15 protein-coding genes are annotated in these 15,511 nt (G+C 72.1%); 5 read left to right on the forward strand and 10 right to left on the reverse strand.

Annotated features, from left to right (window positions below; translation table 11 throughout):
- Nucleotides 1-35 precede the first annotated feature (35 nt).
- From ACFYYW_RS09895 to ACFYYW_RS09905, 3 genes are read left to right on the forward strand one after another with little or no spacing between them, the layout of a single operon-like run.
- Complete coding sequence (locus tag ACFYYW_RS09895; protein WP_387646989.1) at nt 36-713, forward strand: TetR/AcrR family transcriptional regulator; 678 nt, start codon at nt 36-38, stop codon at nt 711-713.
- Nucleotides 673-2,160: an AMP-binding protein gene (locus tag ACFYYW_RS09900; protein WP_387646991.1), complete on the forward strand. Its 1,488-nt coding sequence runs from the start codon at nt 673-675 to the stop codon at nt 2,158-2,160. Before ACFYYW_RS09895 ends, ACFYYW_RS09900 begins: the two co-directional genes overlap by 41 nt.
- A complete protein-coding gene (locus ACFYYW_RS09905) occupies nt 2,157-2,885 on the forward strand; it encodes an enoyl-CoA hydratase/isomerase family protein (RefSeq protein ID WP_387646994.1) in 729 nt (242 codons plus the stop codon). Before ACFYYW_RS09900 ends, ACFYYW_RS09905 begins: the two co-directional genes overlap by 4 nt.
- A 62-nt stretch (nt 2,886-2,947) precedes the next feature.
- On the opposite strand, the gene ACFYYW_RS09910 is transcribed toward ACFYYW_RS09905, so the two are convergent.
- From ACFYYW_RS09910 to ACFYYW_RS09925, 4 genes are all read right to left on the reverse strand, one after another.
- Nucleotides 2,948-3,583 (reverse strand): PH domain-containing protein, encoded by a 636-nt coding sequence (locus ACFYYW_RS09910; RefSeq protein ID WP_387646997.1) that lies wholly within the window; start codon nt 3,581-3,583, stop codon nt 2,948-2,950.
- The gene (locus ACFYYW_RS09915) at nt 3,580-4,653 is read right to left on the reverse strand and encodes an adenosine deaminase (RefSeq protein WP_352324872.1); all 1,074 of its coding nucleotides are present in this window, start codon (nt 4,651-4,653) and stop codon (nt 3,580-3,582) included. The genes ACFYYW_RS09910 and ACFYYW_RS09915 overlap by 4 nt, the downstream gene beginning before the upstream one ends.
- A 132-nt stretch (nt 4,654-4,785) precedes the next feature.
- On the reverse strand, nt 4,786-5,136 hold the full coding sequence (locus ACFYYW_RS09920) for a cupin domain-containing protein (RefSeq protein WP_352324870.1): 351 nt from the start codon (nt 5,134-5,136) through the stop codon (nt 4,786-4,788).
- 5 nt (nt 5,137-5,141) lie between these two features.
- Nucleotides 5,142-5,744 carry a hypothetical protein gene (locus ACFYYW_RS09925; RefSeq protein ID WP_352324869.1) on the reverse strand — a complete coding sequence of 201 codons (603 nt, stop codon included), beginning with the start codon at nt 5,742-5,744 and terminating at the stop codon, nt 5,142-5,144.
- A gap of 124 nt (nt 5,745-5,868) precedes the next feature.
- Between ACFYYW_RS09925 and ACFYYW_RS09930 the strand changes: the two genes are divergently transcribed.
- The gene (locus tag ACFYYW_RS09930; protein WP_387647002.1) at nt 5,869-7,713 is read left to right on the forward strand and encodes a hypothetical protein; all 1,845 of its coding nucleotides are present in this window, start codon (nt 5,869-5,871) and stop codon (nt 7,711-7,713) included.
- Nucleotides 7,714-7,780: 67 nt separating this feature from the next.
- Here ACFYYW_RS09930 and ACFYYW_RS09935 read toward each other — a convergent pair whose 3' ends face one another.
- On the reverse strand, nt 7,781-9,139 hold the full coding sequence (locus ACFYYW_RS09935) for an MFS transporter (protein ID WP_387647005.1): 1,359 nt from the start codon (nt 9,137-9,139) through the stop codon (nt 7,781-7,783).
- 135 nt (nt 9,140-9,274) lie between these two features.
- Here ACFYYW_RS09935 and ACFYYW_RS09940 point away from each other — a divergent pair, with 135 nt between their 5' ends.
- A complete protein-coding gene (locus ACFYYW_RS09940; protein ID WP_357969820.1) occupies nt 9,275-9,670 on the forward strand; it encodes a MarR family transcriptional regulator in 396 nt (131 codons plus the stop codon).
- A 79-nt stretch (nt 9,671-9,749) separates the two neighbouring features.
- Here the strand turns inward: ACFYYW_RS09940 and ACFYYW_RS09945 are convergent, their stop codons facing one another.
- Genes ACFYYW_RS09945 through ACFYYW_RS09965 form a run of 5 tightly spaced genes read right to left on the reverse strand, consistent with a single transcriptional unit; the run spans nt 9,750 to nt 15,451 of the window.
- Nucleotides 9,750-11,021 carry a thymidine phosphorylase gene (locus ACFYYW_RS09945; protein WP_364338263.1) on the reverse strand — a complete coding sequence of 424 codons (1,272 nt, stop codon included), beginning with the start codon at nt 11,019-11,021 and terminating at the stop codon, nt 9,750-9,752.
- 2 nt (nt 11,022-11,023) lie between these two features.
- On the reverse strand, nt 11,024-11,419 hold the full coding sequence (locus ACFYYW_RS09950; protein WP_352324863.1) for a cytidine deaminase: 396 nt from the start codon (nt 11,417-11,419) through the stop codon (nt 11,024-11,026).
- Nucleotides 11,416-12,705 carry an ABC transporter permease gene (locus ACFYYW_RS09955; RefSeq protein WP_352324862.1) on the reverse strand — a complete coding sequence of 430 codons (1,290 nt, stop codon included), beginning with the start codon at nt 12,703-12,705 and terminating at the stop codon, nt 11,416-11,418. The genes ACFYYW_RS09950 and ACFYYW_RS09955 overlap by 4 nt, the downstream gene beginning before the upstream one ends.
- The gene (locus tag ACFYYW_RS09960; protein WP_352324861.1) at nt 12,702-13,844 is read right to left on the reverse strand and encodes an ABC transporter permease; all 1,143 of its coding nucleotides are present in this window, start codon (nt 13,842-13,844) and stop codon (nt 12,702-12,704) included. Before ACFYYW_RS09960 ends, ACFYYW_RS09955 begins: the two co-directional genes overlap by 4 nt.
- The gene (locus tag ACFYYW_RS09965; RefSeq protein ID WP_387647011.1) at nt 13,844-15,451 is read right to left on the reverse strand and encodes an ABC transporter ATP-binding protein; all 1,608 of its coding nucleotides are present in this window, start codon (nt 15,449-15,451) and stop codon (nt 13,844-13,846) included. Before ACFYYW_RS09965 ends, ACFYYW_RS09960 begins: the two co-directional genes overlap by 1 nt.
- Nucleotides 15,452-15,511 lie beyond the last annotated feature (60 nt).

A 15,511-nucleotide genomic window follows, 5' to 3' on the forward strand; every position in this document is an offset into this window, starting at 1 on the left:
AGCGTAAGAAGCAACCGAACGTTCGTTAGGTCGCCATGGACGTGGACCCCCTGCTCCGGATCAGGACGGCCGCGGTGCGGCTCTTCGCCCAGCAGGGCTACGCCGCCACCGGCATCAGGGACCTGGCCAGGGCGGTGAACCTGACCAACGCCGGCGTCTACCACCACGTCCACAGCAAGGAAGCCCTGCTGGCCGACCTCATGCGGACCGGCCTGCAAGGACTGATCGACTCGACCGCCCGCGTCCTGGCCGGGGCCACGCGTCCCGCCGACCGCCTCGCCCTGCTGATCACCTCGCTCACCGCCCTGCACGCGCTCACCCCCCTGACCAGCCGCGTCATGGACGGCGAGCTCCGCTCCCTGACCCCCGGCTCGCCCGCCCACACCGAGGTCATCGCCCTGCGCGACGCCTACGAGAGCCACTGGAAGAGCGCCCTGGCCGACGGCGTCGCCGAGGGCGTCTTCCACGTCGCCGACCAGAAGCTGACCCGTCTCGCCCTCATGTCCATGTGCACCGGCACCAGCGAGTGGTACCGCCCCGACGGGGACTCGACGCTGGAGCAGGTGTGCGCGGAGTTCGTCACGATCGGCCTGGCCGCCGTACGCGCCGCCGGCCCGGTCGTGGCGCCCCTCGATCGACGCCTGCTGCCCGTCTTCCCGTGGGAGCCGCCGGATGCACACCACGATCCCCGACCTCCTGAGGCACGCCGCTAGCACGTACGGCGAGCGCGAGTTCCTCCGTTTCCCCGCTTCCTCACCCGCCCTCCCGGCGACCTCGCTGAGCTTCGCCGAGGCCGACGCCGTCTCGGGCCGCCTGGCCCGAGCGCTGGCCGCCCAGGGGGTGCGCCCCGGCGACCGGGTGGCCGTCATGCTGGACAACGAGCCGTGGTGGCCGTTGAGCTGGTTCGCCGTGCTGAAGGCGGGGGCGGTCACCGTCCCCGTGAACGTGCGGTACCAGGCGGCCGACCTGGAGCACGTCCTGCGCGACTCCGGCGCGGTCGCCACCCTGACCGGCGCGGAGCACGCCGCGCGCGTGCCGGGCGTGGTGCACCTCGTGGACGAGCTGACGGACGGCCCACCTCTCGACATATCCCTCAGAGCGGACAATGTCGCCAATTTTCAGTACACGTCGGGGACGACCGGCTTCCCCAAAGCCTGCCTGCTCACCCACGACTACTGGGTCAGGACCGCCCGCGTCGTCGCCGACCTCGTCCGCCTGCGCGACGACGACGTCCTGCTGATCGCCCAGGCGTACTCGTACATGGACCCGCAATGGACCACCCTGGTCTGCCTGCTCGGCGGCATCCCGCAGGTGGTGCTCCCCCGCTTCTCCGCCTCCGGCTTCTGGCCCGCCGTCCGGGAGCACGGCGCGACCCTCACGTACGTGCTGGGCACCATGCCCCTGCTGATGCACAAGCAGCCGCCGAGCCCCCTCGACCGCGACAACCGGATGCGGCTCGTGCTCTGCTCGGGCATCGCCCCCGGCCTGCACCGGGCGTTCGAGGAGCGCTGGGGCGCGCCCTGGCGCGAGCTGTACGGCTCCACCGAGAGCGGCTGCGACCTGATGGCCGACCCGGACGCCGACGACACCGTCGGCACCGGCGCGCTGGGCACGCCGCCGCCCGGCAAGGAGGTCCGGCTCGACGAGGAGACGGGCGAGATCCTGGTCCGCGGCACGCCCATGATGACCGGCTACTGGAACCACCCCGAGGCCACCGCGCACGCCTTCCGCGGCGGCTGGTACCACACCGGCGACCTCGGCGTCCGGGACGCGCGAGGCCGCATCCGGCACGCCGGGCGGCTGAAGGACATGGTCCGCAGGGGCGGTGAGAACATCTCGTGCGCCGAGGTCGAGAGCGTGCTCGCCGGGCATCCCGCGGTCCTGTCCGCGGCCCTGGTGCCCATCCCCGACGACCTCTTCGGCGAGCTGCCCAAGGCGTTCCTCCAGCTCCGCCCCGGTCACGCCGCCGACGCCCGCACAGCCGCCGCCGTCATCGCCCACGCCAGGGAACGCCTGGCCCGCTTCAAGGTCCCGGCGTACGTGGAGTTCGTGGAGTCGTTCACGCTCACCCCGTCCGCCCGCATCGAGAAGCGTCACCTGCTCCGCCCCGGCCGCGACCAGCGCGCTGCCCCCGCCATCCCCACGGAGGACCCGGCATGATCGACGTGACCGTACGCGACGAGGTGGCCCTGATCACCCTCGCCCGCCCCGAGAAGCTGAACGCCCTGACCGCGGGCATGCGCAAGGACCTGGCCGCGGCCGTCCGCGAGCACGGCCGCACCGCCAGGGGCGTCGTGGTGACCGGCGCCGGCCGGGCGTTCTCGGCGGGCGAGGACATCGCCGAGGCGGCGGGCCGGCCGCTGGAGGCGGAGGTCGAGCTGTTCCACGACATGACCAGGGCCGTGCTGGAGACCCGGGTGCCGGTGGTGGCCGCGGTCAACGGCCTGGCCGTCGGCGGCGCCGCCGAGTGGACGCTCTGCTTCGACACCCGCATCGGCACGCCGGCCGCCGAGTACTTCTTCCCCGAGAACCACCTCGGCCTGTCGATCTCGAACGCCGCGAGCCACCTGCTGCTCGGGCTGGCCGGCGGCCGGGCGCTGCGGCTGGTGCTGGACTCGGCCCGGCTGAGCGCCGCCGACGCGCTGGCGGCCGGGCTGCTGGACGAGCTCGTGCCCGCCGAGGAGCTGGTGGAGGCGGCGATCGCGCGGGTGCGCCACTGGACCCGGCCGGGCACTGCCACCGCCGTGCACCTGGAGCTGCTGCGCCCGCCGCTGGCCGAGGTCGAGCGCGCCTTCGAGGCCGAGACCGTGGCCGCCCGGCAGGTGGAGCAGGCGGGCCTGGCCCAGGCCGGCATGACCCGCTTCCTGACCCGCCGAACCCCCTGACCCGCCGGCTCTGTCGTCTGCCGGCCCCTGCCCGCGGCCCTCGCCTTCGGGCCGGGGGGCGGTCAGGCGATGACGATGGCGGCGATGATCAGGGCGATCGCGACCACGAGGACGGCGATCGAGTCGTAGGACCAGGTGACCTTGACCGGTGCCGCCGGGGCCGCCGGGTCCGCGCGGCGGTGGGCGGCCTCGGCGCGGTCGCGGATCTGGTCGCCCACGAAGTCGGCGTGGGTCTTGCCGGTGAACGCCTCGGCGGCGGCCTGCTCGGCCTTGCTGACCGTGGCCTCGACCCGGAACCGGCCACCCCGCTGGGGCTTGGGCACCCCGCGCCGCTGCGCCTTGGACCGCTCTCTGGCGCTGCTCATGGGTGTCCACAACCGCAGCACCCGCTCGTCGCCGCCCTCGCCGCCGTAACGGACGGCGATGGAGTGGGTGACCGTCACCTCGCCCACGGACGCCCACGGCAGGAACGTCGTGCGCAGCGGGTTGCGGGCCAGCAGCCCCTCCTCGCCGACCACGGTGGCGGGCCGGACCGCGATGGCGTAGACGAGCGCCGTCATCGCCCCGAGCACGGCCAGCGCCACCATGGACGGCTTGCCGTTGTAGTGGGCCGTCAGGTCCCACACGTTGAACGCCACGAAGACCAGCCAGGCGCAGCCCAGCACGAACCCGGTCTTGGACCGGTAGGTGTGTTTCACGGCTGCCACTTGATCTGCGCGAACCCCGGCTTGATCACGCCGTTGATCAGCGCCAGCCGCTCGTCGAACGGGAGGAAGGCCGACTTCATCGCGTTGACCGTGAACCACTGCAGGTCGTCCCAGCCGTAGCCGAACGCCTCGACCAGCTTGGCGAACTCGGCGGACACGCTCGTCGAGCTCATCAGCCGGTTGTCGGTGTTGACGGTGACCCGGAAGTGCAGCCTGCGCAGCAGCCCGATGGGGTGCTCGGCGATCGAGTCGGCGGCCCCGGTCTGGAGGTTGGACGTGGGGCACATCTCCAGCGGGATGCGCTTGTCGCGCACGTACGCCGCCAGCCGCCCCAGCTTGGCCGACCCGTCGCCGGCCACGGTGATGTCGTCGATGATCCGGACGCCGTGGCCCAGCCGGTCGGCGCCGCACCACTGGATGGCCTGCCAGATCGACGGCAGCCCGAACGCCTCGCCGGCGTGGATCGTGAAGTGCGCGTTCTCCCGCTGGAGGTATTCGAAGGCGTCGAGGTGCCGGGTGGGCGGGTAGCCGGCCTCGGCCCCGGCGATGTCGAACCCCACGACGCCGACGTCGCGGTAGCGCACGGCCAGCTCGGCGATCTCCATCGAGCGCGCCATGTGGCGCATCGCGGTCAGCAGCGTGCCGACCCGGATGCCGCGCCCCTGCGAACCCAGCGTGAACCCTTCGAGCACCGCCTCCACCACCTGGTCGAGGCTCAGCCCCATGGTGGTGTGCTGCTCGGGCGCGAAGCGCACCTCGGCGTAGACCACGCCGTCGTCGGCGAGGTCGCGGGCGCACTCGGCGGCCACCCGGACCAGGGACTCGCGGGTCTGCATGACCGCGACCGTGTGGTCGAAGGTCTCCAGGTAGCGCTCCAGCGAGCCGGAGTCGGCGGCCTCCTCGAACCAGAGGCGCAGATTGTCGGGGTCGGTGGAGGGCAGCCGCCCGTAGTCGATCTCCCGTGCCAGCTCGACGATCGTCTCGGCGCGCAGCCCGCCGTCGAGGTGATCGTGCAGCAACACCTTGGGAGCCTGCCGGATCTTGTCAAGCGTGGGGCTCATCTGGCCATGATATGAGCACACTCCTCCGCCGCCGCACACGTCGCGCCCGCCTGTGGACAACCCTCCCGGCACACCCGTGAGGCGCGGCAGTGAGGCGCGCCCAGTCAGTCGCGCCCGGCCGGTCGCGGCCGGTCAGTCGCGGCCGGCGCTCTCCGGCGTGAAGGCGGGCAGGCACACGGCGACGTACTCGGCGCCGTCGGGGCCCACGCTGTAGCGCACCTTCTCCCCCGGCGACGTCACCACCGACTGGCCGGCGCCGACCTCGACCGTGCCGCCGTCGTGCTCGACGAGCAGGCTGCCGCGCAGGACCACGGTGTACTCGGTGAACGACGGGGTCTGGGCGGGCTCGGCCCAGCCGGGCGGGGCGGTCATGTGGGCGATCGAGACCTGCTCGTCGCCGCTGTTGACGCGCCCCACGTGCTCATCGATGATCTTGCCGCCGGGGACGGGGATGCGGGTCGGGCCCTCGATCTTTCTCACCACGGGCTTCAGTGTGCCACGTCGAGCACCAGCCGGCTCGGCGCGGACTGCTCCTTCACCCGGAAGCCGGCCCGGCGGGCCAGCGCCAGGCCGACGCCCACGCGCCCCTCGAAGTCGCCGGTCCTGACGACGTGGGAGACGTTCCTGAGCCCGGCCCGGTAGACGGGCCCGCCCTTCCAGGTGGGGTAGCCGTCGTCGTCGTGGGCGTTGGCGGGGAAGAGGGTGAGCTGCAGATACGCGCCGCCCTGGACGCCCATGGGCTCGCCGGAGCCGTCCTGGAGGAATTCGTCGACCCATTTCACCTTGTATCCGGGGATGTCGCCCTTGAGGTCGATCACCACCCGGTCGTAGCCGTCGTGGGTCGCGTACCGGACGCCGGTCACCACGGCCGGGTCGAGGCCGTCGCGCTCGACGTCCACCTCGGCGGTGCTGGTGGGGACGTCCGAGGGGGCGCTGCGCGGCGTGGCGGTGCCGGGACCGGTGTCCGCGGGGGTGTCCAGCCGGGCGGTCTGCGAGGAGGTGCCGCACGCGGTCAGGACGGCGAGGCAGGCGAGCGGGACGGCGAGCCGAAGGCGCGACGACCGGTCGCCGGCCGGGGATGACGGGCGCATGCCCGGTAGATGCCCAGCCCACGGGCCTGCAAGCGGCTCGGCGGCGGATCGGCCCGGGTTTCCCCGGCACTTCCGCGGAGCCGGGACTGCCTCTACGCTGATCAACCTCCAAGGAGTCATACAAGTGAGCAAATCCCACGACTTATCGGCATTTCTGGCGTCTTATGGGCCTTCTTTCGCTCGCACGGCCTACCTGCTGACGGGCGATGCGGACAAGGCGCGCGAGCTGGCCACCGCGGCCCTCGTCGCGTCCTGCCGCCGGTGGTCCGCGATCCACTACCACCGCCCGGCCGACGCGGTGCTGCGCGACCTCTACGGGCGGTTCCTGGGCGCGACGGGCGCGCCCTGGCCGCTCCCGGAGGGCCATCTCCTCGCCGGGCTCGCCCCGCGGACCCGCGCGGCCGTCGTCGTCACCTTCCACGACGGGCTCAGCCTGCCGCACGCGGCCCAGGTCACCGGCCTGTGGACCGGCGCGCTGGACGACGAGCTGCGACGGGCCCGCACCCAGCTCCGCGCCACCCACCCAACCCTGTTCGAGAACCCGGCAAACCCGCCCGAGGACCCCACGGCCCCGCCCGAGAACCGCACGGACCCGCCCGCGGACCCGGCGGACCCGTCCCAGGACCCGGCGGACCCGACCAGGGGTCAGGCGGAGCCGGCCGGGGGCCGCCGGGGCGACCGGCCGGGGAACGGCGCGACGTCCGCCTCTCCCTGGACGCTCGGCCCCGCTCCCGAACCCACCTCCCCCTGGACACTCGGCCCCGCTGCCGAGCCGCCCGCCCCGACGGCGGGCATCCACGACGCCGCCCCCGGGGATCCGGCCCTGCGGGCCGCCCTGCTCGGGCTGGCCGCCGGGATGCCGCGCGCCGACGTCGCCGGCCTCGCCGAGACCGTCCTGCGCCGGGTCACGGCGCGGCGCAGGGTCCGGGCGTCGGTGTGGACGCTCGCCTCCCTCGGCCTGGTCGCCGCGATGGTCACGGCGATCGTCGCGGGGCTGTCCGCGGTGGCCGACCGCATGGACGAGGCGACGGACCGCTCCCCCTTCGCTCCCGGGACGCGGGCCCCCGCCCAGGAGATCCGCGACCCGCTGCCCGCCGCGCTCCCCGACCCGGTCCGCTTCGCCTACACGGGTTACTGCCGCGACGCCGAGGCCGACGTCCACGACCCGCAACCCTGTGGCCAATGGGTGCTGACGACCAGGTCGGGCGCGGAGTGGCGGCTGCCGGACGCGCGGGCCGGCTACGACCCGGCCACCGGCGAGTCCATGCCGCTGGCCCTCAGCCAGGACGGACACCGGCTCGTCTACCAGAACCCGCAGGGCCGTTACCTGGTCCACGACCTGCCCACGGGCGTGGTCAAGCGCATCGACGCCACGGCCGGGGACGGCGAGGCGCACATCAGCTCGTCCCGGGACGGCCGCTACTTCGCGTTGTCCTTCGGCGACGCGGACGACAGCGCGGTGCTCGACTTCCGCACGGGCGCGACCCGCACGGTACGCGGCGCGGACGTCGAGATCCTGGCCGTCCACGACGACGGCACCCGCGTGGTCGCCGAACGCCGGGACACCGGCAGCGTCCCCGGCCACGCCTCCGTGAGCACGCTGCGGCTGGACGGGGCAGGCACCCGTACGAAGGGCTTCCGGATCGACCCCGCCCTCATCGAGCACGGCGCCGCGCTCGCCCCGGACGGCCGCTCCCTGGCCCTGGTGACGGCCGACGACCGGCTGGTCACCATGGACGCCCGCACCGGCCGCGTCACCGGCCCCCGCCCCCGCCTGGACGCCGACGGCCTCGAAGTGATCAGGGTGGAGCGCTGGCTGAGCCGCGACAAGGTCCTCGTGCGCCTGTGGGACGAGGAGGACGTCTACCTGGTCCAGGTGGACGTCCGCACCGGCGAGAGCGCCGACCTCGGCGACTCGGCGACGGAGTGGATCGACTACTCCGACCCGCTCGGCGCCCTGGAGAAATGAGGAACCTGGAGAAACGAGGAAGAGGGCCCCGCCCCCCGGCGGAACCCTCTTCCCGATCACAGGCGGGTCAGACGGCCTCGAAGACCTTCGCGTCCGCCGCCTCGACCGCGGCGGCCTTGCGCGAGCGCAGCCCGGTGGCCGAGATCACCAGCCCGACCAGGGCCAGCACCAGCGCGACCACGATCGCCGAGCGCAACGCGCCGATCGACAGCGTCTCGCCGCCGGAGGTCAGCACGGCGGTCACCACGGCCAGCACGATCGCGCCGCCGACCTGGCCGGAGGTGTTGAGCAGCCCGGAGGCCAGGCCCTGCTCGTCGTCGTCCACGCCGTTGGTGGCCTGGATGTTCAGCGAGGGGAAGGACAGGGCGAACGCGATGCCCAGCAGGACCATGCCGGGGAGCACCATGCCGCCCAGGCTCGGCGTCTCGTCGATGCCCAGGAAGATCGCGTAACCGCCGGCCAGGGCCGCGGCGCCGATGACGATCAGCTTGCCGGTGCCGAACCTGTCGGCGAAGTCGCCCATCTTGGTCGAGCTGACCGCGACGAGCAGGCCGGCGGGCAGGAACGCCAGGGCGGTGCCGAGCGCCGACCAGTGGAGCAGGTTCTGGAAGTACTGCATGGCCACGAACTGGAAGGCCACGTACGAGCCCATCAGGATGAGCAGCCCCAGGTTGGCCCGGACGATGTGCCCCGAGCGCAGGATGCCGAGCCGCACCAGCGGGTGCTTCATCCGCAGCTCGGTGAAGACGAACAGGCCGAGCAGCACCGCGACGGCCACCAGCGAGCCGATCGTCTGGAACGAGGCCCAACCGGCCTCGGGAGCCTGCACGACGGTGAAGACCAGCAGCAGCATCGAGGCGGTGATCAGCACGGCGCCGACGAGGTCGTGGCCGCCCTCGGCCCGCTCCTCCCGGCCCTTCGGCAGCACCGCCAACGCGGCGACCAGCGCGATGACCGCGACCGGCACCGGCATGAGGAGCGTCCACCGCCAGCCGATCTCGGTCAGCAGGCCGGAGAGCACGAGGCCGAGCGAGTAGCCGCTCGCGCCGCAGGCGGTGAAGATGCTCAACGCCTTGTTGCGCTCCGGGCCCTCGGGAAACGTGGTGGTGATGATCGACAAAGCGGCGGGCGCGGTGAACGCGGCGGCCACACCCTTGACGAACCGGGCGGCGATCAGCAGGCCCCCGTCGTCCACGACACCACCCAGCAACGACGCGACGGCGAAGACGCCCAGAGCGACCAGGAAAACCCTGCGCCGCCCGAGCAGGTCGGCGGTCCTGCCCCCGAGCAACAGAAGACCGCCGTAGCCGAGCACGTAGCCGCTGACCACCCACTGCAGGGAAGACGTGCTGAGGCCCAGATCGTGCTGGATGGCCGGCAGGGCGACACCGACCATGGAGACGTCAAGGGCGTCAAGGAAGATCACTGCACAGAGCACGGCGAGCGCGCCCCAACGGGATGAGGAAGAGGACATGGGTCAGAACAATACATGCACCAGCATCTAATGCAAGCGCATTTAATGCCGTTGCATGAATCTTCTCGAGATGGTAACCTCCGCGACATGGACGAGGAGTTCGTGGTCGAGACCTGGCATTACGTCCTGGCCAAACACGCGAAGGCCATGTGCGCGCTGGAACGGGAGCTGGGCGAGCGGCACGGGCTCGGGCCCAGCGAGTTCGAGGTGCTCGACCGGATCGTCCACCACGACAGGAAGCTGCGCATCCAGGAGCTCTGCGAAGAGGTCCACCTGAGCCAGAGCGCCCTGTCCAGGGTCGTGGCCAGGCTGGAGAAGAGCGGGCTCGTCACCCGCGGCACGTGCGACTCCGACCGCCGGGGCGTGTTCGTCTGCATCACCGACGAGGGGCGCGCCCGCTACACCGAGGCGCTGCCCACGCAGCGCGCCGTGCTCGCGGGCGTCTTCACCGACGTGCCCGAGGTCCCCGCCGTCACCACCTAGCCGGTACGCGGCCGGGGAGAAGCGGCGGCGGCCGTCCCCGGGCAGGGGTCCGGCCGCCGCGCAGAAGTGCTTCCGGTGGTCAGCCGATGCGGTCGATGACCAGGGGCAGCAGCTCGCGCCCCGACTCGGCGACCTCGTAGCCGCCGTCCAGCGCGTCCAGCGCCCGCTCGAACCTGGCCGTCTCGTCGGCGTGCAGCGTCAGCAGCGGCTGGCCCTCGCGCACCAGGTCGCCGGGCTTGGCGTGCAGCACGATCCCGGCCCCGAACGACACCGGGTCCTCCTTGCGCGCCCGTCCGGCGCCGAGCCGCCAGGCGGCCAGCCCCACGGCGTACGCGTCGAGGTGGGCCAGCACGCCGGACGACGGCGCCGCCACCGTCATGCTCTCGGCCGCCCGCGGCAGGACCGCGTCGGGGTTGCCGCCCTGGGCGGAGATCATCCGCCGCCACGCGTCCATGGCCGAACCGTCGCGCAGCGCGTCGGCCGGGTCCTTGCCGGAGACCCCAGCCGCCGCCAGCATCTCGCGCGCCAGCCGTACGGTCAGCTCGACCACGTCGGACGGCCCGCCGCCGGCCAGCACCTCGATCGACTCCTCGACCTCCAGCGCGTTGCCCACCGCCCGGCCGAGCGGCCGGTCCATGGCCGTCAGCAGGGCGACCGTGCGCACGCCCGCGTCGCTCCCGAGCGCGACCATGGTCTCGGCCAGCTCGCGGGCGCTCTCGGTCGTCTTCATGAACGCCCCGGAGCCCACCTTCACGTCGAGCACCAGCGAGCCGGTGCCCTCGGCGATCTTCTTCGACATGATCGACGAGGCGATCAGCGGGATCGACTCGACCGTGCCGGTGACGTCGCGCAGCGCGTAGAGCTTCTTGTCGGCCGGGGCCAGCCCGGAGCCCGCCGCGCAGACCACCGCGCCCGCCGTGCGCAGGACGTGGAGCATCTGGTCGTTGGAGAGCGAGGCCAGCCAGCCCGGGATGGACTCCAGCTTGTCCAGGGTGCCGCCGGTGTGCCCGAGCCCGCGCCCGGACAGCTGCGGCACGTACGCCCCGCACGCGGCCACCAGGGGCGCCAGCGGCAGCGTGATCTTGTCGCCGACGCCGCCCGTGGAGTGCTTGTCGGCCGTGGGCCGGTCGAGCATCGACCAGTCCATGCGCTCGCCCGACCGGATCATGGCCTGCGTCCAGTCGGCGATCTCGCGCCGGTTCATGCCGTTGAGCAGGATGGCCATGGCCAGGGCGGACATCTGCTCGTCGGCCACGTCACCGCGGGTGTAGGCGGCGATCACCCAGTCGATCTGGGCGGTGGTGAGCTCGCCGCCGTCGCGCTTGGCGCGGATGACCTCGATGGCGTCCATGGTCACGAGCTCCTGCTGAGGTCGTCGGGGCCGAACGCGTACGGCAGGATCTGCGCCATGCGCTTGGGGCCGTCGACGGTCTCGACCAGCAGGTTCTCCCCGCCGAACTCGTACAGGAGCTGACGGCAGCGCCCGCACGGCATGAGCAGCTCGCCGTGGCCGTCCACGCAGGTGAAGGCCACCAGCCGGCCGCCGCCCGACATCTGCAGCGCCGACACCAGGCCGCACTCGGCGCACAGGCCGAGCCCGTACGAGGCGTTCTCGACGTTGCAGCCGGTGACGATCCGGCCGTCGTCGACGACCGCCGCCGCCCCCACCGGGAACTTGGAGTACGGCGCGTAGGCGTTGCGCATGGCCGTCGCGGCCTCGGCGCGCAGGCCGTCCCAATCGATGTTCAATGTTGATCCCCCCGACGGAAGCGTACGCCGTCGGCCTTCGGCATCCGCAGACGCTGCGAGGCGACCAGGAGCACGAGCAGCGTGAGCACGTGTGGCGTGATGAAGACGAACTCGCCCGGCAGCGTCTCCACGGTCCGCCAGAGCCAGAACAGCAGGAGCGCGCCCACCGCCGCGGCGGCGATCACGGTGTAGTCCTTGACGCCCCTGGCCACGATCTCGGCCGGCTGGCTCGGCGCGACCAGCCTGCGGATCTGCAGCGCGAGGTAGACCACCAGCAGCAGCGCGCCGAACAGGAAGAACGTGGTGACCGCGTTGGTCTCGCCGGAGCTGCGCAGCTGCAGGCCGCTGGCGTAGCCGAACAGGGACGAGCCGGCCGCGAGCCCGCCGGGCCGCCAGTTGCCGAAGATCATGGCCGCCAGGCCGATGAAGCCGCGTCCCTGGGTCTGGCCCTCGACGTACTTGTTGGAGACGAACACCAGGAACACGCCGCCGAGCCCGGCGAACGCGCCGGAGATGACGACCGCCAGGTACTTGATCCGGTAGACGTTCACGCCCAGCGACTCGGCCGCCCACGGGTTCTCCCCCGCCGACCGCAGCCGCAGCCCGAACGACGTGCGCCAGAGCACCAGGTACGTCACCGGCAGCAGCAGCACGGCCAGGATGACCAGCGCGTTCACGTCGTGGGTGAGCCCGCGCAGGATGCCGGCCAGGTCGGAGAGCAGGAACCAGTGGGTGCTCTCCAGCTTGCCGAGCAGGTCGGGACCGGACGACAACACGGGCAGGCTCACCTCGGGCGCACCCGAGCTGATCGCCGGCGAGGTGGTGATGCCGGCGCCCTTCGCGCTGGCCGAGGTGCCCTCGCCGTAGAGGACCTCGGACAGGAAGCGGGTGATGCCGGGGCCGAGCAGGTTGATGGCGACGCCGCTGATGATGTGGTCGACGCCGAACGTGACGGTCGCGATCGCGTGGATCAGCCCGCCGAGCGCGCCGCCGAGCAGCCCGGCGACCAGCGCGGCCACGGCGCCCCACTGGTATCCGGCCCAGCCGGCGAACCAGGTGCCGAGCACCATCATGCCTTCGAGGCCGATGTTGACCACGCCGGCCCGCTCGGCCCACAGGCCGCCCAGACCGGCCAGGCCGATCGGCACCGCGAGCAGCAGCGCCGCGTTGAACGTGCCGGAGGAGGTCAGGTCGTCCTGGCCGGAGATGATCCGCACCAGCGACAGCAGCAGGATGAGCGCGGCGACGCCGAGCAGCGCCAGATGGTATTTGCCGACCCTGCTCATGCTGCCACCTCAACCGGTCTGTTCGTGTCGAGCTGCCGGGCGGCCCGCTGCTCCTCGAGCCGCATGGCGATGCGGTTGGTCACCTCGTTCGCGATGACCACCAGCAGGACGATGACGCCCTGGATGATCGTGATGACCGACGACGGCACGTCCGCGATCTGCAGCGCGCCCTGCGCCCGGTCGAGGAAGGCGAACAGCAGCGCGGCGATCGCGATGCCGACGGGCTTGTTCCTGCCCAGCAGCGCCACCGCGATGCCGAGGAAGCCGAGACCGGCGGTGAAGTTGGAGTTGAAGGCGCCCTTGTCGCCGAGGATCTCGGGCAGGCCGATGAGCCCCGCGATCGCGCCGGACAGCACCATGGCCGCGATGACCATCTTCTTCGGGTTGACGCCCGAGGCGAAGGCGGCCGGGCCGTTGAGCCCGCTGGCCTTGACGTTGAAGCCGAAGCGGGTGCGCTCCAGCACGACCCAGACCACCACGCCGAGCACGGCGGCCACGAGCAGGAAGCCCCACACGCCGCCGCCGCGGGTGGGCGCCGGCAGCCCGAACCAGTCGAAGACGAAGTTCAGGTTGGGGAACATGGCCGACTCGGGCAGCTGCGGCGTGGTCGTGGTGAGCTGGCCGGCGGCCCGCTCACCCGTGAACGGGCCGCGGACCAGGTAGGAGGAGAGGGCGATCGCGATGTAGTTGAGCATGATCGTGGAGATGACCTCGTTGACGCCGCGGGTCACCTTCATGATCGCGGGGATCAGCGCGTACGCGCCGCCCACGACCGCCGCGACGACGATGATCACCAGGATCTGGATCGGCTTCGGCGCGGTGAACGTCGAGCCGATGAAGGCCGCGCAGATGGCCGCGATCCGGTACTGGCCCTCGACGCCGATGTTGAAGAGGTTCATGCGGAAGCCGACCGCCACCGCGAGACCCGCGATGAACAGCGGCACCGCCCTGTTGAGGAAGGTCGCGATGCTGTTGGACACCACGCGCTCGGTCGACCCGAAGTCGAAGAAGGCGGCGAACGCGTCGATCGGGCTGGCGCCCGCCGCGATGATCGCCACGCTGGAGATCGCGATCGCCAGGACGATGGCGACGACGGCGCCTGCGACGGTGAGCAGCGCCCGGTTGAGCCCGGCGGGCATCACGTCTCCTCAGTGCCGGCGATGGCGCCGGTCATGTAACCGCCAAGCCGCTCGGGCGTGACGTCGGAAGGATCGAGTTCGGCCACGAGCCGGCCGCGCAGGATGACCCTGAGCGTGTCGGACAGGCCGATCAGCTCGTCGAGGTCGGCCGAGATCAGCAGCACGGCCAGGCCGGCGGCCCGCGCGTTGCGCAGGTGGTCCCAGATGGCGGCCTGGGCGCCGACGTCCACGCCGCGGGTGGGGTGGGCGGCGATGAGGAACGAGGGCTCGCCGCTCATCTCGCGTCCGACGATCAGCTTCTGCTGGTTGCCGCCGGACAGGGCCAGGGCCAGGGTGTCCACGCTGGGGGTGCGCACGTCGTACTCCTTGACGATGCGCTCGGTGTCGGCCTTGGAGGCGCGGCGGTCGACCCAGATGCCGCGGCGCGCCGGGGGTCTGGTCTGGTGGCCGAGCACCCGGTTCTCCCACAGGGACGCCTCCAGCAGCAGGCCCTGCCGGTGGCGGTCCTCGGGGATGTAGCCGATGCCGGCCTCCCTGCGCTTCAGCGTGGACCAGGCGCTGACGTCCACGCCGCCGAGGGTGATCGTGCCGTGGGCGGGACGCATGCCCATGATCGCCTCGATCAGCTCCGACTGCCCGTTGCCCTCGACGCCGGCGACGCCCAGGATCTGGCCCGCGTGGATGTCGAAGGAGACGTCGTCGAGGATCAGGCGCTTGCCCTCTTCGCGCAGCTTGTCGACGTACAGGTCGGCGGAGGTGCCCCGGGGGACGGGACGGAAGCCGTCGGCCTCCATCGTCAGCCGCGACACGCTCAGCGTGACGCTCTCGCGCACGGTGGACTCGCGGGTCTCCGGTGTGGGCAGCTCGCTGCCGACCATCAGCTCGGCGAGCCGGCGGGCGGTCACCTCGGCGGGGTTGACGCTGGCGACGGTGGTGCCGCGGCGGATCACGGTGATCGCGTCGGCGATGTTCAGCACCTCGTCGAGCTTGTGCGAGATGAAGATGACGGTCAGGCCCTCGGCCTTGAGCTCGCGCAGGTTCTCGAACAGCTCCTCGACCTCCTGCGGCACGAGGACCGCCGTCGGCTCGTCGAGGATGAGGATGCGGGCGCCGCGGTAGAGGACCTTGAGGATCTCCACCCGCTGGCGGTCGCCGACGCCGAGGTCCTCCACCAGCGCGTCGGGGTCGACGCGCAGGCCGTGGCTGCTGGCCAGCTCGGCGATGCGGGCCCGCGCCCTGCCGCTGTCGAGCAGGCCGGCCCTGGTGGGCTCGGCGCCGAGGACGATGTTCTCCAGCACGGTGAAGTTGTCGGCCAGCATGAAGTGCTGGTGGACCATGCCGATGCCGACGTCGATGGCGTCGCTGGGGGTGCGGAAGCTGACCTCCCGGCCGTTGACCCTGATCGTGCCCTCGTCCGGCTTCTGCATGCCGTAGAGGATCTTCATCAGGGTCGACTTGCCCGCGCCGTTCTCCCCGACGATCGCGTGGACCGTGCCGGGTTCGACGGTGATGCGGATGTCGTGGTTGGCGACGACGCCGGGGAAACGCTTGGTGATGCCCTCCAGCTCTACGGCGGGTTGCACCGCGGCGAGGGTGTCCGAGCTCATTTCGCCTCTCCTAGAGCATGGGGGGCGGACGGGGCGGATAGCCAGAAGGCCCGAAGTGGG

The organism is Nonomuraea sp. NPDC001831 (genome assembly GCF_042892035.1).
Classification (GTDB): Bacteria; Actinomycetota; Actinomycetes; order Streptosporangiales; family Streptosporangiaceae; genus Nonomuraea.

Coding starts and splice junctions, on each gene's coding strand:
- ACFYYW_RS09965 (WP_387647011.1), bottom strand. CDS start 15,451: ATGAGCTCGGACACCCTCGCCGCGGTGCAACCCGCCGTAGAGCTGGAG.
- ACFYYW_RS09955 (WP_352324862.1), bottom strand. CDS start 12,705: ATGAGCAGGGTCGGCAAATACCATCTGGCGCTGCTCGGCGTCGCCGCG.
- ACFYYW_RS09960 (WP_352324861.1), bottom strand. CDS start 13,844: ATGCCCGCCGGGCTCAACCGGGCGCTGCTCACCGTCGCAGGCGCCGTC.
- ACFYYW_RS09905 (WP_387646994.1), top strand. CDS start 2,157: ATGATCGACGTGACCGTACGCGACGAGGTGGCCCTGATCACCCTCGCC.
- ACFYYW_RS09940 (WP_357969820.1), top strand. CDS start 9,275: ATGGACGAGGAGTTCGTGGTCGAGACCTGGCATTACGTCCTGGCCAAA.
- ACFYYW_RS09895 (WP_387646989.1), top strand. CDS start 36: ATGGACGTGGACCCCCTGCTCCGGATCAGGACGGCCGCGGTGCGGCTC.
- ACFYYW_RS09915 (WP_352324872.1), bottom strand. CDS start 4,653: ATGAGCCCCACGCTTGACAAGATCCGGCAGGCTCCCAAGGTGTTGCTG.
- ACFYYW_RS09925 (WP_352324869.1), bottom strand. CDS start 5,744: ATGCGCCCGTCATCCCCGGCCGGCGACCGGTCGTCGCGCCTTCGGCTC.
- ACFYYW_RS09900 (WP_387646991.1), top strand. CDS start 673: ATGCACACCACGATCCCCGACCTCCTGAGGCACGCCGCTAGCACGTAC.
- ACFYYW_RS09945 (WP_364338263.1), bottom strand. CDS start 11,021: ATGGACGCCATCGAGGTCATCCGCGCCAAGCGCGACGGCGGCGAGCTC.